General features: G+C 65.7%; 18 protein-coding genes and 1 tRNA gene. 15 read left to right on the top strand and 4 right to left on the bottom strand.

Annotated features, from left to right (window positions below):
* Positions 1 to 477 (bottom strand): substrate-binding domain-containing protein (locus JNN06_RS15735; RefSeq protein ID WP_291240538.1); only part of this gene is annotated, 477 nt, incomplete at its 3' end.
* A gap of 231 nt (positions 478 to 708) precedes the next feature.
* Between JNN06_RS15735 and JNN06_RS15730 the strand changes: the two genes are divergently transcribed.
* From JNN06_RS15730 to JNN06_RS15685, 10 genes are all read left to right on the top strand, one after another.
* Positions 709 to 1,143 (top strand): RbsD/FucU domain-containing protein, encoded by a 435-nt coding sequence (locus JNN06_RS15730; protein WP_291240537.1) that lies wholly within the window; start codon positions 709 to 711, stop codon positions 1,141 to 1,143.
* A gap of 127 nt (positions 1,144 to 1,270) precedes the next feature.
* The gene (locus tag JNN06_RS15725) at positions 1,271 to 2,485 is read left to right on the top strand and encodes an ROK family transcriptional regulator (protein ID WP_291240540.1); all 1,215 of its coding nucleotides are present in this window, start codon (positions 1,271 to 1,273) and stop codon (positions 2,483 to 2,485) included.
* Between the two features lie 187 nt (positions 2,486 to 2,672).
* The gene (locus JNN06_RS15720) at positions 2,673 to 5,510 is read left to right on the top strand and encodes a monovalent cation/H+ antiporter subunit A (RefSeq protein WP_291240536.1); all 2,838 of its coding nucleotides are present in this window, start codon (positions 2,673 to 2,675) and stop codon (positions 5,508 to 5,510) included.
* On the top strand, positions 5,510 to 5,845 hold the full coding sequence (locus JNN06_RS15715) for a Na+/H+ antiporter subunit C (RefSeq protein ID WP_291240535.1): 336 nt from the start codon (positions 5,510 to 5,512) through the stop codon (positions 5,843 to 5,845). The genes JNN06_RS15720 and JNN06_RS15715 overlap by 1 nt, the downstream gene beginning before the upstream one ends.
* Positions 5,845 to 7,347 carry a monovalent cation/H+ antiporter subunit D gene (locus JNN06_RS15710; protein ID WP_291240534.1) on the top strand — a complete coding sequence of 501 codons (1,503 nt, stop codon included), beginning with the start codon at positions 5,845 to 5,847 and terminating at the stop codon, positions 7,345 to 7,347. The genes JNN06_RS15715 and JNN06_RS15710 overlap by 1 nt, the downstream gene beginning before the upstream one ends.
* On the top strand, positions 7,347 to 7,838 hold the full coding sequence (locus JNN06_RS15705; protein WP_291240533.1) for a Na+/H+ antiporter subunit E: 492 nt from the start codon (positions 7,347 to 7,349) through the stop codon (positions 7,836 to 7,838). The genes JNN06_RS15710 and JNN06_RS15705 overlap by 1 nt, the downstream gene beginning before the upstream one ends.
* Positions 7,838 to 8,107 (top strand): K+/H+ antiporter subunit F, encoded by a 270-nt coding sequence (locus JNN06_RS15700; protein WP_291240539.1) that lies wholly within the window; start codon positions 7,838 to 7,840, stop codon positions 8,105 to 8,107. The genes JNN06_RS15705 and JNN06_RS15700 overlap by 1 nt, the downstream gene beginning before the upstream one ends.
* On the top strand, positions 8,104 to 8,508 hold the full coding sequence (locus tag JNN06_RS15695) for a Na+/H+ antiporter subunit G (RefSeq protein WP_291240532.1): 405 nt from the start codon (positions 8,104 to 8,106) through the stop codon (positions 8,506 to 8,508). Before JNN06_RS15700 ends, JNN06_RS15695 begins: the two co-directional genes overlap by 4 nt.
* A 57-nt stretch (positions 8,509 to 8,565) precedes the next feature.
* Positions 8,566 to 11,379 (top strand): DNA polymerase I, encoded by a 2,814-nt coding sequence (gene polA, locus JNN06_RS15690; RefSeq protein ID WP_291240531.1) that lies wholly within the window; start codon positions 8,566 to 8,568, stop codon positions 11,377 to 11,379.
* On the top strand, positions 11,376 to 11,729 hold the full coding sequence (locus tag JNN06_RS15685) for a VanZ family protein (RefSeq protein WP_291240530.1): 354 nt from the start codon (positions 11,376 to 11,378) through the stop codon (positions 11,727 to 11,729). The genes polA and JNN06_RS15685 overlap by 4 nt, the downstream gene beginning before the upstream one ends.
* On the opposite strand, the gene JNN06_RS15680 is transcribed toward JNN06_RS15685, so the two are convergent.
* Positions 11,726 to 12,544 carry a sulfotransferase family protein gene (locus JNN06_RS15680; protein ID WP_291240529.1) on the bottom strand — a complete coding sequence of 273 codons (819 nt, stop codon included), beginning with the start codon at positions 12,542 to 12,544 and terminating at the stop codon, positions 11,726 to 11,728. The two genes, JNN06_RS15685 and JNN06_RS15680, sit on opposite strands and share 4 nt — an antisense overlap.
* Before the next feature lie 148 nt (positions 12,545 to 12,692).
* On the opposite strand from JNN06_RS15680, the gene JNN06_RS15675 reads away from it, so the two are divergent.
* From JNN06_RS15675 to JNN06_RS15665, 3 genes are all read left to right on the top strand, one after another.
* Positions 12,693 to 14,270: a DUF5928 domain-containing protein gene (locus JNN06_RS15675; RefSeq protein WP_291240528.1), complete on the top strand. Its 1,578-nt coding sequence runs from the start codon at positions 12,693 to 12,695 to the stop codon at positions 14,268 to 14,270.
* Between the two features lie 3 nt (positions 14,271 to 14,273).
* The gene (locus JNN06_RS15670) at positions 14,274 to 14,657 is read left to right on the top strand and encodes an HIT domain-containing protein (RefSeq protein WP_291240527.1); all 384 of its coding nucleotides are present in this window, start codon (positions 14,274 to 14,276) and stop codon (positions 14,655 to 14,657) included.
* A gap of 67 nt (positions 14,658 to 14,724) precedes the next feature.
* On the top strand, positions 14,725 to 15,189 hold the full coding sequence (locus tag JNN06_RS15665; protein WP_291240526.1) for a DUF1203 domain-containing protein: 465 nt from the start codon (positions 14,725 to 14,727) through the stop codon (positions 15,187 to 15,189).
* Here JNN06_RS15665 and JNN06_RS15660 read toward each other — a convergent pair.
* Both JNN06_RS15660 and JNN06_RS15655 read right to left on the bottom strand, forming a co-directional pair.
* Positions 15,165 to 16,400, bottom strand: coding sequence for an acetate/propionate family kinase (locus JNN06_RS15660; RefSeq protein ID WP_291240525.1), 1,236 nt, complete (start codon positions 16,398 to 16,400; stop codon positions 15,165 to 15,167). The two genes, JNN06_RS15665 and JNN06_RS15660, sit on opposite strands and share 25 nt — an antisense overlap.
* Positions 16,397 to 17,767: a bifunctional enoyl-CoA hydratase/phosphate acetyltransferase gene (locus tag JNN06_RS15655; RefSeq protein ID WP_291240524.1), complete on the bottom strand. Its 1,371-nt coding sequence runs from the start codon at positions 17,765 to 17,767 to the stop codon at positions 16,397 to 16,399. The genes JNN06_RS15660 and JNN06_RS15655 overlap by 4 nt, the downstream gene beginning before the upstream one ends.
* 157 nt (positions 17,768 to 17,924) lie before the next feature.
* Between JNN06_RS15655 and JNN06_RS15650 the strand changes: the two genes are divergently transcribed.
* Positions 17,925 to 19,940, top strand: coding sequence for a hydantoinase/oxoprolinase family protein (locus JNN06_RS15650; RefSeq protein ID WP_291240523.1), 2,016 nt, complete (start codon positions 17,925 to 17,927; stop codon positions 19,938 to 19,940).
* Between the two features lie 105 nt (positions 19,941 to 20,045).
* A tRNA-Met gene (locus JNN06_RS15645) sits at positions 20,046 to 20,122 on the top strand.
* Positions 20,123 to 20,258 lie beyond the last annotated feature (136 nt).

The raw sequence follows: 20,258 nt of genomic DNA, 5'->3' as shown, positions 1-20,258 counted from the left end.
CATGGCGATCTTGGCATTGGCAGCTTCGGCGCCCAGCGAGGCGGCGGCCCATTGGCCGATCAGCAGGCCGGCCTGGAAGTTGTCGGTGGCAAAGGTGGCGTCGGCGGCGTCGATCGGGTCAAGCGGGGTGTCCAGCGCGATGACCAGGATGCCGGCGTCGCGGGCGGCCTTGACCGCATCGACGATGGCCTTGGTGTCCGAAGCGGTCAGCAGGATGCCCTTGGCCCCGTCGGCGATGCAGGCCTCGATGGCCGCAACCTGCGCCTCATGGTCGCCGTCGATCTTGCCGGCATAGGATTTCAGGGTCACGCCCAGCTCGGCTGCCTTGGCTTCGGCGCCCTCTTTCATCTTCACGAAGAAGGGGTTGGTGTCGGTCTTGGTGATCAGGCAGGCCGAAACGCCTTCGGCCATGGCCGGAGCGGCCGAGATCAGCGCAATACCAGCCGCGCCCAGAAGGGCTTTCGCTTTCAGTTTCATAGTGTTCCTCCCAAGGAAACCGGGGCTCAGCCCCTTCTTTTGCCAAGAACCGCGACGCCTCTCACCTCGCCGCGACCTGCCTCAGAAAGCCTGATTCCCGTCCTTGCGTCAAGATAAATAAATCAGTCTGAATTATTATTGACAGCAGGCCCCGGCACGCTCAGTCTGAATGCCATGAATTCGCGCAACGCCCATCCTGCGGGCAGTTGCGCCGGGAGGAAGGCAAAACCCATGCTTATCGGCATCCCGCCCCTTTTGGGGCCCGATCTGCTCTTTACTTTGCGCGCCATGGGGCATGGCGACGAAATCGCGCTGGTCGATGGCAATTACCCGGCGCAGGCCCATGCGCAGCGGCTGGTGCGCGCCGACGGGCATGGGCTGGAGGCGGTGCTGGAGGCCATCCTTCAGGTGATGCCGCTGGATGCCGATGTGCCCGCGCCCATCCTGCGCGCCAGCCTGAACAATGACCCGGCGCAATCCGGCCCGATCCATGCCCGCATCGACGCGCTTGCCGCGCGCCACGGCGTCGCGGCCCAGGCCCTCGCGGGGGCCGATCTCTACCCGCGCATCCGCGCCGCCCATACCATCATCGCCACCAGCGAATCCGCGCTGTTTGCCAATGTTATTTTGCGCAAAGGGGTGATCGGCGGCCCCGCTGCGCGCTAAGGCCCTTGCGGCGGCAAGGCAAAGCCGCCAAGGCTCTGCGCCAGTCAAACAAGGGCCAATCACGGAAAGGCCGATCACGGGAGGCCGGTCTCTCAGGGAGGATAGCTTGCGCCAGACCGAAGACGCCATGGACCGCAGCGCGACCGAGCCGGGCGCCGCCCCGCTCGCGGCGCGCGGCTCCAACCAGTCGGGCATGCGGGCGCATAACGAGCGGCTGGTGCTGAGCCTGCTGCGCCAGCATGGCGCGCTGGCCAAATCCGACATCGCGCGCATGACCGGCCTGTCGGCCCAGACCGTCTCGGTCATCATGCGCGCGCTGGAGCAGGATGGCCTGCTGCAAAAGGGCGAGCCGCAGCGCGGGCGCATCGGCCAGCCATCGGTGCCGATGTCGCTGGCCGCCGATGGCGCGTTTTTCCTCGGCCTCAAGATCGGGCGGCGCTCGGCCGATCTCAGCCTTGTCGATTTCACCGGCGAGCTGCGCGGCACCCTGCGCCGCATCTACCGCTATCCCACGCCCGACACCGTGCTGGCCTTCGCCGCCGAGGCGATCCCGCAGCTGACCGCCAGCCTGCCCGCCGCCTTGCGCGACCGCATCGCCGGGATGGGCGTTGCCATGCCCTTCCAGCTCTGGAGCTGGGTGGCCTATCTGGGCGCCCCGCAGGCCGAGATGGACGCCTGGCGCAGCCGCGACATCCAGCGCGAGCTGACCGAGGTGGCGGGGATGCCCGTCACCGTGCAAAACGATGCCACCGCCGCCTGCGGCGCCGAGCTGGTCTTTGGCACCGGCGAAAAGCCCAATGATTTCCTGTATTTCTATTGCGGCACCTTTATCGGCGGCGGGCTGGTGCTGAATGGGCAATTGTTCACCGGGCGCACCGGCAATGCGGCGGGGGTTGGCCCCATGCCGGTGCCCGGCCCCGATGGCCGGATGCGGCGGCTGATGACGCTCTCCTCGCTCTCCACCCTCGCCGCCGCCATGGATGCGGCGGGCGACCCCTCGGATGGCCTGTGGGAAAACCCCGAGGGCTGGCAGATCAGCCCCCCCGTGCTGGAGCGCTGGCTGGAAGATGCCGCGCAGGGTCTGGCTGCCGCCATCCTCTCGGCCACCTCGCTGCTGGAGATCGGCGCCGTGCTGATCGACGGCTGGATGCCCACCTGGCTGCGCGCCGCCCTGACCGAGCGGGTGCGGCAGGCCTTCCACCGCCTCGATCTGGCCGGGATCGAGCCGCCCGAGATCCGCGAAGGCACCGTGGGCGCCGGGGCCCGCAGCCTTGGCGCCGCCGCCGTGCCGCTGGCGCAGCGCTTCCTGCTGGAACAGGGCACCGTGCTGACCGCCGGCTGAAGGTGGCAGCCCGGGCCGATTGCGGGGCTGCCGCGGCGCGGCTTGCAGCGTGGCTTGACAGCGGCGCGGGTCTTGACCCACCTAGGGAAGGCCCCATCTCGGGGCGGACGACCCGACAGTCAGACATCCCGCCGCCGCTCCGGTCTCCTTCCGGGAACCGCGCCATAACAAACGGAAAAATTCCGGCATGTCCCCTGCCCTGATCGCCGTGCTGCCCTTCCTGGGCGCACTTCTTCCCGGTCTCATGATCCGCGCGGGCCGCAATGCCTGTGCTGCCACCACCGGCTTTGTCACCCTGCTGGCGCTGATCGGCCTCTTGCTGCACGCCCCCGCCGTGCTGCGTGGCGAGGTCATCACCGCCCGCATCGACTGGCTGCCGCAACTGGGCCTGACCGCGAGCTTCTTTCTGGACGGGCTGGGCCTGCTTTTCGCCACGCTGATCCTGGGCATCGGCCTTCTGATCATCCTTTACGCGCGCTTCTACCTGTCAGAGCGCGACCCGATGGGGCAGTTCTACACCTATCTCATGCTGTTCCAGGGCGCGATGACGGGCATTGTCCTGTCCGACAACATCCTGCTTTTGCTGGTGTTCTGGGAGCTGACCTCGCTCTCCTCCTTCCTCCTCATCGGCTATTGGAAACATTTGCCCGAGGGGCGGCAAGGCGCGCGCATGGCGCTGGCCGTCACCGGCGGCGGCGGCCTTGCGATGATCGCGGGGATGCTCATTCTGGGCCAGATCGCGGGCTCCTATGACCTCACCGTGATCCTGCAAGCGGGCGAGGCGATCCGCGCCTCTGACTGGTATCTGACGGCGCTGGTGCTGATCCTGCTCGGCGCTTTCACCAAATCGGCGCAATTCCCGTTCCATTTCTGGCTGCCACATGCCATGGCCGCGCCCACCCCGGTCTCGGCCTATCTGCATTCCGCCACCATGGTGAAAGCGGGCATCTTCCTGCTGGCGCGGCTGTGGCCGGTGCTGGCGGGCACGCCGGAATGGGTCTGGATCGTCACCTCGGCGGGCCTCATCACCATGGTTCTGGGCGCGGTGATCGGGCTGTTCAAGGATGACCTGAAAGCGCTGCTGGCGTTTTCCACCGTCAGCCATCTGGGCCTGATCACCATGCTGCTGGGCTTTGGCACCAAGGCCGCCGCTACCGTCGCCGTGTTCCACATCGTGAACCACGCCAGCTTCAAGGCCGCGCTGTTCATGGCCGCAGGCATCGTCGATCACGAGGCGCATAGCCGCAATATCAAGCGCCTGGGCGGGCTGCGGCACCTGATGCCGATCACCTTTGCCATCACCACAATCGCAGGGCTGTCGATGGCGGGCCTGCCACCCTTCAACGGCTTCCTGTCGAAAGAAATGATGCTGGAGGAGGCCGCCCATACCGCGCCCTGGCTGATCCCGGCGCTGGCGCTGCTGGGGGCGACCTTCTCGGTCGCCTATAGCTTCCGCCTGATTGCCCATACTTTCCTCGGCCCGCGACGCAGCAATGACCCGCATCTGCCGCATGATCCGGGCTTTGGCCTTTGGGGCGCGCCCGCCTTCCTTGCCCTGCTGGTGGTGCTGATCGGCCTGATGCCGATGACCTTCGCTGGCTGGATCGTCGATGCCGCCGCCAGCGCGGTGACCGGCGGCCCGGTTGCCGCCAAAATCTATCACTGGCACGGGCTGGACAGCCCCGCGCTCTGGATGTCGCTTGCGGCGGTGGGCGGCGGCCTCGCGCTTCTGGGCCTGCATCCCGCGCTGGACCGTCTCTGGCAAGCCACCCCGCGCCCCGAGGGCAAGCGGATCTTCGATGCAGCCTTCGGCCTGCTCACCCGGCTGGCGGGCGGCGTCACAAGGCGGCTGCATGGCGGCGCGCTGGGCCAATATCTCGCGCTGGCGCTGGTCACCATCCTGGGTGTCAGCCTCTATGCCTTCCTCAGCGGCAGCCACAGCCCCGGCGCCCGCGCCCTGCAACCCGTCGAGCCGGTGATGGCCGCAGGCTGGCTCGCGCTGATGGCAGCCAGCCTTGGCGTCGCCCTCCTGCACCGCCAGCGCCTGCTGACGCTGGTGCTGATCGGCGTCGTGGGCCTCATGGTCTCGGTCGGCTTTGCCTATCTTTCGGCCCCCGATCTGGCGCTGACCCAGATCTCGGTCGAGGTCGCCACCGTCATCCTCATGCTGCTGGCGCTGAACTTCCTGCCGAAAACCACACCTGCGCACAGCTCCACCGCGCGCAAGACCCGCGATTGGGCCATTGCCGGCGCCACCGGCCTCGGCACCGCCGCGCTGATCTATGCGCTGATGACCCGCGATTTCGCCTTCCCCACCATTGCCGAGTATCACCTCGCCAATTCCAAGACGCTGGGCGGCGGCACCAATGTGGTGAACGTGATTCTGGTGGATTTCCGCGGCTATGATACCTTTGGCGAGATCACCGTGCTGGGCATCGCCGCCACGCTGATCTTCGCCCTGACCGAGACCCTGCTGCGCCCCGGCCCCGCCAATGACCGGCTGCGCAACTGGAAAAGCGATACGCCCGATGCAGGCGACCGCCACCCGCTGATGATGGTGGTGGCGACGCGGATGATGCTGCCCATTGCCCTCATGGTCGGCATCTACATCTTCCTGCGCGGCCATAACGTGCCGGGCGGCGGCTTCATCGCCGGGCTTGTGGTCGCCATCGCGCTGGTCATGCAATATATGGCCTCCGGCTTTGGCTGGACCGCCGCGCGCCAGCGGATCGACTATCACGGCATCATCGGCGCGGGCGTGCTGGTGGCCGCCGCCACCGGCATCGGCTCCTGGTTCGCGGGGCGCCCCTTCATGACCTCGAATTACGGCTATTTTGAAATCTGGCCGCTGGAGAAGTTTGAACTCGCCACCGCCGCCCTGTTCGATCTGGGCGTGTTCCTCACCGTTCTGGGCGCCGTCATGCTGGCGCTGTCCTCGCTCAGCCGCATCGCCACGCGGGCAGGCCAGACCACCAATACCGAAGCCTATGACATGCAAGACAAATTCCAACCGGAGGACAAGTGATGGAACTGCTTGTCGCCTCCAGCGTCGGCCTGATGACGGCCGTGGGCGTCTATTTGATCCTGCGGCTGCGCAGCTTCCCGGTGATCGTGGGCCTCACCATGATCTCTTATGCCTGCAATGTGTTCATCTTCGCCTCGGGACGGGTGGTGGCGGGCCTGCCGCCGATCCTGTCGAAAGACGCCGCCGCCTATACCGACCCGATGCCACAAGCCCTCGTGCTGACCGCCATCGTCATCTCCTTCGGCATGACCGCCGTGCTGGTGATGATGGCCTTGGGTGCGTTTTTCGAGGCCGGCGACGACCGTGTTGATCTGGATGAGGAGGGCGCGGAATGATGTCGCACTGGATCATCGCGCCGGTCGTCTTGCCCGCCATTGTCGGCGCCTTCACCCTGCTTGTGTTGCGCAATACGCTGGGTTCCGCCCGCGCCATCTCGACCGCCGCGACCGCCACCCTGCTCGCCATCGCGCTTTACCTGATGTGGGGCGCCAGCCATGAGGGGCCAGAGGCCTATTTCCTTGGCAATTGGCCCGCGCCTTTCGGCATCGTGCTGGTGCTGGACCGGCTCTCCGCCCTCATGGTGGCGCTGGCCGCCTTCCTCGCGCTGGTGGTGCAGCTTTACGCCATCGGCACCGGATGGGATGCCAAGGGCCGCCATTTCCACGCGCTCTGGCAGTTTCAACTGATGGGCATCTGCGGGGCCTTCCTCACCGGCGACGCCTTCAACCTGTTCGTGTTTTTCGAGGTGCTGCTGATCGCAAGCTATGGCCTCATGATTCATGGCGGCGGGCGCGACCGGCTGAAGGCGGGCGTGCAATATGTGGCCTATAACCTTGTCGGCTCCACCCTGTTCCTGCTGGGCCTGGCCACGATCTATTCGGTCACCGGCACGCTGAACATGGCCGATCTGGCCGCCAAACTGCCCAGCCTGCCGCAGGGCGACGCCGCGCTGATCCGCGTGGCGGGGGTGATGCTTCTGATGGTCTTTGCCATCAAGGGCGCGCTGGTGCCGCTGCATACCTGGCTGCCCGCCACCTATGCGCAGGCGCCGGGGCCGGTTTCTGCCCTGTTCGCGGTGATGACCAAAGTGGGCGCCTATGCCGTCATTCGCCTGTATACGCTGGTTTTTCCTGCCGATCTGCCCGCCACCGGCCCGCTCTTTGCCGATCTGATCCTGGCCGCCGCGCTGCTCACCCTCGCCGTCGGCGGGCTTGGAGTCCTTGGCGCGCGCGGCCTCGGGCGGCTGGTGGCCTTCGCCGCCATCACCTCGATGGGCACGCTCTTCGTGGCCGTGGCGCAATTCACGCCCGAGGCCACGGCGGCGGCGCTTTACTACGCGCTGCATTCCACGCTGGCCGCAGCCGCGCTGTTCCTGCTGGCCGATCTGGTGCTGGCGCGGCGCGGCCAGTGGCGCCTGGCCGCCGCCCCCCGCATCGCCCAACAGGGCCTGATCGCCAGCCTGTTCATGGCCGCCGCCATCGCCGCCGCCGGGATGCCGCCGCTTTCCGGTTTCCTCGGCAAACTGCTGATCCTCGACGCCACGCGCGGCCCCTGGCTTGCGGTGATCTGGAGCGGCATCCTGATCTCCTCCTTCCTCGTCATCCTCGGTTTTGCCAAGGCGGGCGCGGTGCTGTTCTGGAAATCCCACGCCGATGCCACGCCCCCCGCCCCCCACGCGCCACAGCCCTTGGCCTTCGTCGCCGTGGGCGCGCTGCTCGCGGGGCTGGTGGGGCTGACGCTGGCCGCAGGCCCGGTCACCGCCTGGCTGTCCACCACCGCAGCCGAGCTGCATGACCCCGCCGCCTATATCGCCGCCAACAAACTGGGGGGGCAATGATGCTCAGAAAACTGCTGCCGCATCCGGGGCTCAGCGTGCTGCTCATCCTCACCTGGCTCATGCTGGTGAACGAGTTCAAATGGGGCAGCCTTGTGCTGGCCACGCTCCTCGCCATCATCCTGCCGCTGCTCACCGCGCCCTATTGGCCCAATCGCCCGCTTATCAAAAGCTGGCCAGCCGTGGCCGAATATGTGGTGATCGTGCTGTGGGACATTGTAAAATCGAACATTACGGTCGCCCTCATCGTGCTGTTCCGCCCGGCGGCGAAGCTGAACCCGCTCTGGGTGCGGGTGCCGCTGGATGTCACCTCGCCCGAGGCGATCACCGTTCTGGCGGGCACCATCACCATGACCCCCGGCACCGTCACCGCCGACCTGTCGGCCGATGGCCGCAGCCTCTTGATCCACTGCCTTGACGCCACCGATGCCGATGCCGTGCGCGACGACATCAAATCCCGCTACGAGGCCCGGCTGAAAAGGATCTTCGCATGATCTTCGCCTTCGCCCTCACCTTCGCCTTTGCCTGCTTCGGCCTAGGCCTGCTCATCTGCCTCTGGCGCGTGATCTTCGCCCCCACCCTGCCCGACCGCATTCTGGGCCTTGATACCATGGTGGTGAATGTCATCGCGCTGATCGTGCTTTATGGCATGGCCCGCAACACCGGCCTTTATTTCGAGGCCGCCATGCTCTTTGCCATGACCGGCTTCGTCTCCTCGGTGGCTTACGCCAAATTCATCCTGCGCGGAGACATCATCGAATGAGCCTCATCGCCGAACTCCTCATCGCGGCGCTTCTGGTCATTGGCGGGCTGTTTGGCCTTGTCGGCAGCTATGGCCTGGTGAAACTGCCCGATCTGATGACGCGCCTGCACGCGCCCACCAAGGCCTCCACCCTGGGCGTCGGCGGCGTGTTGCTGGCCGCCATGGCCCATGCCCTCGCGCAGGGCAGCCTCAGCTGGCACGAGCTGCTGATCACGCTGTTCCTGTTCCTCACCGCGCCGATCACCTGCAATTTCATCGCAAAAAGCTGGCTCGCCCGCCACGCCACGCCCGCCGATCTGCCGCCCACGGGCAGCGCGCGCCAATGGGCCACGCTCGACCTGTCGGAGGCGCCGACCAGCCCCAACCTCACCCCGCCGCCGCGCCCCGGCCGCCCTTCCTGACCGTGACACCCTCCGCGCTTCGTGCCATACCAAAGCCGAAACGCGCGGAGGGATACCATGACATTCGGCAAAGGCTGCCACCTGCATCTGATCGACGGCTCGGCCTTCATCTTCCGCGCCTATCACGCGCTGCCCCCCCTCACCCGCAAATCCGACGGCTTGCCCATCGGCGCCGTGGCCGGGTTTTGCAACATGCTCTTCCGCTATCTGGAGGGCAACAAATCCGGCGACACGCCCACCCATGTCGCGGTGATCTTCGATCACTCCTCCCACACCTTCCGCAATGACCTTTACCCCGAATACAAGGCCAACCGCCCGGAATTGCCCGAGGATTTGCGCCCGCAATTCCCCCTCACCCGCGACGCAACCCGCGCCTTCAACATCGCCTGCATCGAAACCGAGGGGTTCGAGGCCGATGACATCATCGCCACCCTCTCCTGTCAGGCCCGCGATGCAGGCGGCCGCGTCACCATCATCTCCTCCGACAAGGATCTGATGCAGCTCATTGGCGATGGCGTGGTGATGTTCGACGCCATGAAGAACAAGACCATCGACCGCGACGAGGTGATCGAGAAATTCGGCGTCGGCCCGGAACGCGTGGTGGATGTGCAATCGCTTGCGGGCGACTCGGTCGATAACGTGCCGGGCGCGCCGGGCATCGGCATCAAGACCGCCGCGCTGCTCATTCAGGAATATGGCGATCTCGATACGCTGCTTTCCCGCGCAGGCGAGATCAAGCAACCCAAGCGCCGGGAAACGCTGGTGAATTTTGCCGACCAGATCCGCATCTCCCGCGATCTGGTCACGCTGAAATGCGACACGCCCTTGGATTTCACGCTGGAAAGCCTGGAGGTGCGCGATCCCGAGCCGGAAACCCTCATGGGCTTCCTCAACGCCATGGAGTTCCGCACGCTGACCAAGCGCGTGGCCGACAAGGTGGGCCTGGCCCCGCCCGCCGCCCCCGCCGCCCCGGAACCCGCAGCGCTGGCCGCCGCCCCTGCCGCCGCCCTGCCCTTCGACGCCAGCGCCTATGAGTGCATCCGCACGCCCGAGGCCCTCGCCACCTGGCTCGCCCGCATCCGCGAGATCGGCCATGTCGCCTTTGATACCGAGACCACCAGCCTCGATGAAATGCGCGCCGATCTTGTGGGCATTTCCCTGTCGGTCGATGCCGGTCGCGCCTGCTATATCCCGCTGGGCCACCGTCAGGGTGGGGGCGATCTCTTCGCCTCCGACGCGCTGACCGAGGGGCAATTGCCCCTTGAACCCACCCTCGCCGCGCTGAAAGACGTGCTGGAAGACCCGGCCATCCTGAAGATCGGCCAGAATATCAAGTATGATTTCAAGATCATGGCCCGTTACGGCATCCGCATGTCCCCGATCGAGGACACGATGCTGCAAAGCTATGCCATGCATGCGGGCCTGCACAATCACGGCATGGACGAGCTGTCGGATCGCTACCTGAACCACACGCCCATCCCGATCAAATCGCTGCTGGGCAGCGGCAAATCCGCCGTCACCTTTGACCGCGTGGGGATTGACGATGCGGTGAAATATGCCGCCGAGGATGCCGATGTGACGCTCCGCCTCTGGCAGCGTTTCCGCCCGCAATTGCACCGCGCGCAAGTCACCACCGTTTACGAAACCCTTGAACGCCCGCTGATCCCGGTGCTGGCCGATATGGAAATGGCGGGGGTCAAGGTGGATCGCGACGTGCTGTCGCGCATGTCCAACGCCTTCGCGCAAAAGCTGGTGCAGCTGGAGGAGGAAATCCACGGCCTCGCCGGGGCCAAGTTCAACGTCGGCTCCCCCAAGCAACTGGGCGAGATCCTGTTCGACCAGATGCAGATCCCCGGCGGCGAGAAAGGCAAGACCGGCGCCTATGCCACCGGCGCCGATGTGCTGGAAGACATCACCACCCTGGACAGCCATCCCCAGGGGGCCGAACTTGCCGCCCGCGTGCTGGACTGGCGGCAGATCTCCAAGCTGAAATCGACATATACCGATAGTTTACAAGACCACATCCATCCCGATACGGGCCGGGTGCATACCAGCTATAGTATTGCCGGGGCCAATACCGGGCGTCTGGCCTCCACCGACCCCAACCTGCAAAACATCCCCGTCCGCAGCGAAGAGGGCCGCCGCATCCGCGAGGCCTTCGTGGCGCCAGCCGGTCGCGTGCTGGTCAGCCTCGATTACAGCCAGATCGAGCTGCGCATTCTGGCCCATATCGCCGATATTCCGGCGCTGAAACAGGCCTTCAAGGAGGGGCATGACATTCACGCCATGACCGCCTCCGAAATGTTCAGCGTGCCGCTGGAGGGCATGGACCCCATGATCCGCCGTCAGGCCAAGGCCATCAACTTCGGCGTGATCTATGGCATTTCCGGCTTCGGCCTGGCCCGCAACCTGCGCATTCCCCGCGCCGAGGCGCAGGGCTTCATCGACCGTTACTTTGAACGCTTCCCCGGCATCCGCGCCTATATGGATGAGACCGTGGCCTTTGCGAAATCAAAGGGTTACGTGCAAACCCTGTTTGGCCGCAAGATCAACACGCCCGAGATCAACGCCAAGGGCCCCGGCGCCGGTTTCGCCAAACGCGCCGCCATCAACGCGCCCATTCAGGGCACTGCCGCCGATGTGATCCGCCGCGCCATGATCCGCATGCCCGAAGCCATCGCCGGGATCGACGCGAAAATGCTGCTGCAAGTGCATGACGAACTGCTGTTCGAGGTCGCGGAGGATCAGGCCGAACATCTGATCGCCACCGCCCGCGAGGTGATGGAAAGCGCCGCCGAACCGGCGGTCAAACTGGATGTGCATCTGGCCGCCGATGCGGGGCGCGGCCCGAACTGGGCGGCGGCGCATTGAGCCGCCCGCGCCTCGCGCTCACGCTGACGGCGTTGCTCACCCTGGGCATCGCCCTCGGCACGCTGATGCCCTCCGGCCTCAACGCGCCGCCGCTGCCGGGCGGTGACAAGCTGCATCATCTGCTGGGCTTTGCCGCCCTCGTGCTGCCCGGCATCGCGCTCATGCCACGCTGGACGCCGGGTTTTCTGGCCTTCGGCCTTGGCTTCGGCGCCCTGATCGAACTGCTCCAACCCCATGTCGGGCGAAGCCGCGAGCTGGCCGACCTGATCGCCGATGCGCTTGGCCTTGGCCTCGGGGCGGCGGCGGGCCTCGGCCTCGCCGCCCTCATGACCGCCCGCACCAGCCGTTAATCGCCCAGCTTGGCGTGAACCTCCTCAAGGTCCACCTCGCCCAGCGGCATCTTGTTGTTCGGATTGTCGAAATCATACTTGAACAGCTGGAAATCGCGCTTGTAGATTTCCCAGACCAGATGGCGCGACAGATCGTCGAAATAATCCGCCACCGGATGCGCCCGCTTCGGCCCATGCCCCTCGCTCTCGTTGAACTTGGGGATTTTCTTCAGGTTCACCTTCTTCTTCACTTTGATATTGTTGAGAACATGCTGCATGCCCTCATCGAATTTCTCGGTGAAAAAGATGTGGTCATAGCGCCCGCCATTCACGATGAAGGTCGAGACATGGCCCGACATGGCCGACCAGTGGATGTCCGGCTCCATCGGTTTGCGAAAGCGGATGGTGTCGCGCGCAAACAGCAGGAAGCGGCGGAAGCTCTTGATCTGGTCGAACTCGAACCCGTCCTCGGGGCTGCCGACCTCGATCCCGTATTTCTGCACCAAAAGCGGCACCAGATTGCCGCGATAGCGTTTGCCATTGCGCTGGATGCCGCAGATCTTGTCAAAAAACGATGACAAAATCCGGGTATAGGGGTTGCGGACGCAGGTGAAGGCATAGCTTTTATGCCCCTTCACATTGGCCTCGATCAGCGGCTGGCTGACCTCCTGGCTCCATTTGTGCAGGCCGGTGGTCGAATCATGGATGTCGCCGTCAAAGAACTTGCCGTGATCGGAATAGAACATGATCTGACCGATCGACGAGCAGGCGCATTTGGGCACCACACGATACACAACACTTTCACTTTCGGTCATCCAGGTGCCTGGAAAGCCCATCTGCCTCGTCTCCAATGCCTGACACGCCGCCCGAAAGGGCAGCGGAGTCGTTATGACAGGAAAAAAGCAAACAAACTCTGTCTTTTCAATGACCCGTAAAGCACTTTATGGAAACAATGCGGAATAATCCTGGGTCTGAGTTTCTGAAATGGCGAAAATTGCCTACATTCTTCTCTGCCACAAAGACCCGGCGGGCATCATCGCGCAGGCAGAGCGACTCACCGCCGCGGGCGATTACATTGCCATCCATTTCGACGCCCGCGCCCGGCGCGAGGATTACGACCGCATCCGCAGCGCCCTGGCCGAGAACCGCTCGGTCGCCTTCGCCAAAAAGCGCCGCAAATGCGGCTGGGGGGAATGGAGCCTGGTCGACGCCACCTTGCAGGCCGTGCAGGCCGCCGTCGACAGCTTCCCGCGCGCCACGCATTTCTACATGCTGTCGGGCGATTGCATGCCGATCAAATCGGCCGAATATGCCCATGATTTCCTCGACCGCGACGAGGTGGACTATATCGAGAGCTTCGATTTCTTCCGCTCCGACTGGATCAAGACCGGCATCAAGGATGAACGGCTGATCTATCGCCACTGGTTCAACGAACGCACCCAGAAATGGCTGTTCTACAGTTCGATGACCCTGCAAGAGAAATTCGGCCTGCAACGCCAGATCCCCGAGGATCTGGCCATCCAAATCGGCAGCCAATGGTGGTGTCTGCGGCGGCGCACGGTCGAATGGGTGCTGGATTTCTGCCGCAAGCGCCGCGATGTCATGCGGTTTTTCCAGACCACCTGGATCCCCGATGAGACCTTTTTCCAGACCCTCGTGCGCCATCTGGTGCCGCAAGATGAAATTCGCACCCGCACCCTCACCTTCCTGATGTTCACCGATTACGGCATGCCGGTGACCTTCTACAATGACCATTACAACCTGCTGATTTCGCAGGATTATCTTTTCGCCCGCAAGATCAGCCCCGAAGCGGCGGAGCTGAAGACCCGGCTGGGCGACCTCTATAATTCCGAGGGCGAGATTTTCCCGATCTCGAATGAGGGCCGCTCGCTGTTCAAGTTCCTCACCGGGCGCGGCCGCATCGGGCGGCGCTTCGCCCCGCGGTTCTGGGAAACCGAGGCCAGCCTCGGGCGCGAACGGACCCTGCTGATCGTCACCTGCAAGAAATGGCATGTTGCCAAACGGCTGGTCGAACAGGCCCGCCAGGTCGCGGGCATCGCGGCGGTGGATTACCTGTTCAACGAATCCTCGACCCCGGTGCCCGATCTGGGCGGCATCCAGACCACGGTGGAAAAACGCACCCGCCACCGCCGGGCGCTGGTGCGGATGCTGTTCGATTACTGGAACACCGACAAGCTGATCCTCTGCATCGACCCGGCCAATCTCGACCTCATCCAGGATTTCTTCGCCGATAAATCGACTGTCCGCCTGCTGGAGGTGGAATGCGAATTTACCGATGAATATCTGCTGGGCCATGCCCGCCGCGTCGGTCTGGCTGGCGCCAGCACCCCGGTCGAGACGCTGGAGCGCCTGCTGCCCACCATCCGCTATGATGTGAAATTTGAAAGCGACCGCCTGCGCGATGCCGATTTCGAGAACTTCCATCGCATGCGCCAATCTGGCACTGTCGAGGAGAATATCGGCACGCTCGCCGCCTTCTTCGGCATCCCGAAAGATCAGGCCAAGCGGATCGCCGAAACCCATTACCTTTTCGTGGACTGACAGATGGCCTATTCCTACGATCCGCAGAACATCTTTGCCCGCATCCTGCGCGGTGAAATTCCCAATAAAACCGTGCTGGAAACGCCGCATACGCTGGCCTTCCACGACATCGCGCCGCAAGCGCCCGTGCATGTGCTGGTGATCCCCAAGGGGCCTTACGTCACCTATGATCACTTCGCCCGCGATGCCTCGGAGGCCGAGATCGTCGACTTCCACCGCGCGGTCGCGCAGATCTGCGCCATGACCGGCGTGCAGCCCGGCGAGGGCGGCGAGGGCTTCCGCGCCATCACCAATGCCGGCACCCATGGCGTGCAGGAAGTGCCGCATTTCCACCTGCATATCCTTGGCGGCCGCGTCATGGGCCGCATGGTCGCCAAAGCCGAGTAACCCGCAGCTTCCGGGTCGCCGCCACGCACCGCGCGTGCCATCCCTTCCGGCAAGACAGGAGGCGGGCATGGCAGTGCGGTTCGTGGCGATGGAAACGGCGCAGGTGCGCGCCTTGCAGGGCGGCGCGCCCGATGCCAATGGCATGCCGCCCGAGCGGCACCGGGCCACGGGGGCAGGCAATCCCTGCCGCCATTGCCTCGACCTCATCCCCGAGGGGGCCGGGATGCTGATCCTCGCGCATCGCCCCTTCCCCAGCCTGCACCCCTATGCCGAATGCGGCCCGATCTTCCTTTGCGCCGCGCCCTGCACCCGGGGCGGCGGCGCATCCTTACCCGCCCTGCTCACCTCGCCTGATTACATCCTGCGCGGCTATGGCGCCGATGATCGCATCATCTATGGCTCAGGCGCCGTCCTCCCGACCCATGCCCTGATCGCCGAGGCCGAGGCCCGCTTCGCCAACCCCGCCATCCGCTATCTGCACATCCGCTCGGCGCGGAACAATTGCTTTCAATGCCGGGTCGAGCGCGCCTGAGGCCTGCGGGCCTCCAGCAACGCCAGCGCCGCCCGCACGATCACCTCGGCCTCCACGGTCGGAATCACCATCACCGTGGTGCGCGCAAGGTCGGACGAGATCACCAGATCATTGCGCGCATTCCGGGCATGGTCGATCTCGATCCCCATCCAACCCGCCCGCTCGCAGACCCGCGCCCGGATCATGCGGGAGTTTTCGCCAATGCCGCCGCAAAACACCAGCGCGTCAATCCCGCCCATGGCCGCCGCCATGCCGCCCAGCTCGCGCTGAATGCGAAAAACAAAGTAATCAATGGCTTGCGCCGCCTCTGGACGGGCCGAAGCCTCCAGCACCCGCATGTCATTCGACAGGCCCGACAGGCCCAGAAGCCCCGATTGCTGATAAAGCAGCGCCGCCACCGCCTCGGCGCTCATCCCCTCCGATTGCATCAGATACAGCACCACGCCGGGGTCAAGCTGGCCGCAGCGCGTGCCCATCGGCAAGCCATCCAGCGCCGAAAACCCCATGGTCGAGGCGACCGAGCGCCCGTCCTGAATGGCGCACATGCTGGCCCCGCTGCCCAGATGCGCCACCACCACCCGCCCCGCATGCAGATGCGGCGCCATCCGCGCCAGCGCGCCGGTGATATACTCATAGCTCAGCCCATGAAACCCATAGCGCCGCACCCCCCGCGCATAGAGGTCACGCGGCAGGGCGAAGGTGTCATTGACCCAAGGGTGGCTGCGGTGGAACGCCGTGTCGAACACCGCCACCTGCGGCACGCCCGGAAAGGCCGCCTGCGCCGCCCGGATGCCTGCGATGTTCTGCGGCTGGTGCAGGGGGGCCAGCGGGGTGAGGCGCTCCAGATCGGCGATCAGGCTTTCGGTGATTTCCGCCGGGGCACTGTGGTCTGCCCCGCCATGCACCACCCGATGCCCGATGGCCACCACCTCGGCCTCGGGCCAGTCGCGGCGCAGCGCCGCGATCCCCCGCGCCATGGCCTCGGCATGGCTGGTCACCGGGCCGGGCGCAACCGGCAACGCCTGCCCCTCCGCCGAGGTCAGGCTCAGGCTGCCCTGCGGCCCGATCCGGTCGGCAAGGCCCGTCGCCAAAAGCGTATATCCGGTTACCGTTTCAGCGGGTTCACCCCCCGAAACTGTATCGCCCGTTACACAGTAGACGGCGAGTTTCAGGGTCGAGGACCCCGCATTCAGCGCCAGAATGACCCTCATCTTGCCCCCGCAAAGTGATGCAGCGCCGCCACCGCGCAAGAGGCCAGCCGCGACATCGCGCTGTCCGACCGCGAGTTCAGGATGACCGGCACTTTCGCCCCCAGAACCAGCCCCGCCCCCTCGGCATGGCTGAGGAAAGCCAGTTGCTTGGCCAGCATGTTCCCGGCGTCAAGTCCCGGAACAACAAGGATATTTGCCCGCCCGGCAACATCGCCTTTCAGCCCCTTGGTGCGCGCGGCGGCCAGATCGACGGCATTGTCCATCGCCAGCGGCCCCTCCACCTCGCCGCCCCGGATCTGCCCGCGCTCGGCCATTTTCGACAACAGCGCCGCGTCGATCGAAGACTGGATCGCCGGGTTCACCGTCTCCACCGCCGACAGCACCCCCACGCGCGGCGGCAAGCCCAGCGAAATCGCCAGATCAATCGCATTCTGCACAATATCCACCTTGGTCAGCAGGTCGGGCGCGATGTTGATCGCGGCATCCGTCACCATCAGCGGATGATCCAGACCCGGCACATCCAGCACAAAAACATGTGTAAAACGGCGCCCAATCCGCAATCCCTTGTCTTTTTCCAACATCGGGCGCAGCAGGTCGTCGGTGTGCAACTGGCCCTTCATCACCGCCTGAACCCGCCCCTCATGCACCAGGGCGCAGGCCAGCGCCGCCGCCTCATGCGGCGCGGCGGGCAGCACCTCAACCCCCGCCAGATCGGCCCCGATCTCTGCCGCCGCCGCCGCAATCCGCCCCGGATCGCCCAGCAAAAGCGGCGCGATCAGGCTTTCCCGCCCCGCCAGCAGCGCCCCTTGCAGCGATTTGGCATCCTCCGGGCAGACCACCGCCGTCGGCAGGGCTGGCAAAGGCCGCGCGCGCTCCAAAAGCGCCTCGAAATGTCGGTGGCGTTGCACGGTCAGGCCGGGCAGCGCCACATCGGCGGCATAGGCCAGCTCTGGCGCCTCCACCTCCACCTCGCCCGTCAGGATGCGCGCGCCATCCGCAACCCGCGTCACCTCCGCCGCCAAACGCACCCGCGCGCCCGCCGCCTTGCTTAACACCCGCACCACGGCCAGCAGCTCCTCGCCCGCATAGGCCCGCGCGTGATGCTCGAAATTCTGATGCTTGAGCCGCGTCCCCGGCCCCGGCAATTGCGTGCCCAACAGCCCCGAAATCAGCGCCGCCACAAACATGCCCGGCGCCGCGCGCTCTTTCACGCCGTCGCCGTCCATATCCTCGGACGGCAGGTGCGCCGGGTTGTAATTGCCTGATGCGGCTGCATAAACGAACAAATCATCCGCCGTCAGCAGCCGCCGCATGGAGGCCGTATCCCCCGGCGCGATCTCGTCGAAAACACGGTTCTTGATCTGCATCCTGGATCCCGAAATGGCGCAAACAGATGGTGAGGCCGCAGGATGACGCGGGCATGACGGCACCGCAAGGCGCGTTTCGCCACGCGCATGTCGCCAAAAGGGATGACGTCGCGCCCGTGCCCGCCTATGCAGGGGCGCGCAGGAACGGGAGACGGGCATGGCATATTTTCTGGGCGTCGATACCGGCGGCACCTATACCGATGCGGTGATCGTGGACGAGGCCGCAAACCGCGTGATCGGCAGCGCCAAGTCCTTGACAACGCGCGCAGATCTCAGCCTTGGCATTGGCCGCGCTGTGGATGCGGCGCTGGCGCAATCGGGGGTTGCGGCGGCGCAGGTCGCCATGGTCTCGCTCTCCACCACGCTGGCGACCAATGCGCTGGTCGAAGGTCAGGGCGGCCGGGTGGCGCTGGTCTTCATCGGCTTTGATCCCGCCGATCTGGAGCGCGGCGGCCTGACCGAGGCGCTTGGCGGCGACCCGGTGATCCGGCTGGCGGGCGGGCATGAGCATTCCGGCGCCGAGGCCGCACCACTCGATCTTGATGCCCTGTGCGAGGAGGCCACAAGACTTGCGCCGGATGTGATGGGGTTTGCCGTGGCCGCGCGCTTTGCCACCCGCAATCCCGCGCATGAGGTGGCGGCGCGAAAAGCCATCCGCGCCGCGACCGGGCGCCCGGTCACCTGCTCGCACGAGCTGTCCGCCGGGCTGAACGGCCCGAAACGCGCGCTGACCGCCGTGCTGAATGCGCGCCTCATCGGCATGATCGACCGGCTGGTCACCGCCTGCGAGCGCCATCTGGCCGCCATCGGCATCGACGCCCCCCTGATGGTGGTGCGCGGCGACGGCGCGCTGATCTCTGCTGCCATGGTGCGCGAGCGCCCGATCGAAACCATCCTCTCCGGCCCCGCCGCCAGCATCGTCGGCGCGCGCTGGCTGACCGGCGAGCCGGATGCGCTGGTCTCAGACATTGGCGGCACCACCACCGATGTGGCGCTGCTGAAAGACGGCCTGCCCGAGATCGACCCCGAGGGCGCCCGCGTTGGCGGCATGCGCACCATGGTGGAGGCGGTGGCGATGCGCACCACAGGACTGGGCGGCGATTCGGAGGTGCATCTGATCACCGCCGGGCTGGAAGGCGGCCTGCGCCTTGGCCCGCGCCGTCTGGTGCCGGTGTCGCTGCTGGCGGTGGATCACCCTGAAATGGTTCACGATTCTCTGGACCGCGCGCTGTCCTCGGCCACGGCGGGCGAGTTTGACGGGCGTTTCGTGATCCCGATGGGCGGCAATGCGGGCGGGCTGACCGCGCGCGAGGCGACGCTGTTGGCGCGCATCACCGCGCCGATGCCGCTGGCGCGGCCCATCACCTCGCGGCTGGAAGTGGCAGCGATGGACCGGCTTGTGGCGCGCGGGCTGGTGATGATTTCGGGCGTGACGCCTTCCGATGCCAGTCATGTTCTGGGCCGTCTGGCCGATTGGGATGGCATGGCGGCCGAGAAGGCGCTGACCCTGCTGGGTCGCCGCCGCACCGGGAAGGGCGAGCGGTTCTCCAATGATCCCAATATCTTGGCGCAGATGATCGTCGATCAGCTGACGCAGCAAACCATGGACTGTCTGCTGGAGGCCGCCTTTGCCGAAGACCCCGCCTTTGCGGAGGAAAAGCCCGAGGTATTGGCCCGCCACCTGCTGACCCGCGCTGGGGTGGCCGGGCATCGCGGCGTGGTGCAGGCCAGTGTGCGGCTGGGCGTGCCGGTGATCGGGCTGGGGGCTTCGGCGCCGAATTACTATGTCGCGGTGGGCGAGCGCCTCGGCGCGCGCATGGTGCTGCCCGAACATGCGGGCGTCGCCAATGCCATCGGCGCCGTGGTGGGTCAGGTGCGGCAGCGCGTCTCGGCGCTGGTCTCCAGCCCCGGCGAGGGCCGTTTCGTCGCGCATCTGCCCGAGGGGAACCAGCTGTTCAACGACCGCGAGGCCGCTTTGCAGGCGCTGGAACAGGCCCTGGCCACCGAGGCCCGTTTGCGCGCCGAGCGGGCAGGCGCGGCTGAGGCCACGGTGACCCTCGTCCGCGACATCCGCGAGGCCGAGATCGAGGGCCGCGTGATGTTCATCGAGGCCACGGTCAGCGCCACAGCCGCCGGGCGCCCCCGTGTAGCCCATGAGCGTGCCGAGGCCTAAGCCCCGGCTTTGCCAAGATTTTTTGCGGCAAATGCACATTGTCGCAAAAAATCTGCCGCAGGGCGCTTGACCTTCCCGGCCAGTGCGACTAATCACCCCCGCAGTGGCTGGGTAGCTCAGTTGGTTAGAGCACACGACTCATAATCGTGGGGTCGGGAGTTCAAATCTCCCCCCCGCCACCATCTTCCAGACAGGTTGCAGATCGTCGCGCCATGGTGCATGGCATTGCCCCCCGGCTTTGGGCCGGAGGGCTGGTTTTGTGCTATGGCATTGGATCAGAAGATGAAATCCGCCTCGGTCAGCGCGCCGCCTGCCAGG

This window comes from Gemmobacter sp. (assembly GCF_016792925.1).
Taxonomy (GTDB): Bacteria; Pseudomonadota; Alphaproteobacteria; order Rhodobacterales; family Rhodobacteraceae; genus Gemmobacter.
This window is presented reverse-complemented; position numbering and strand designations above follow the sequence as displayed.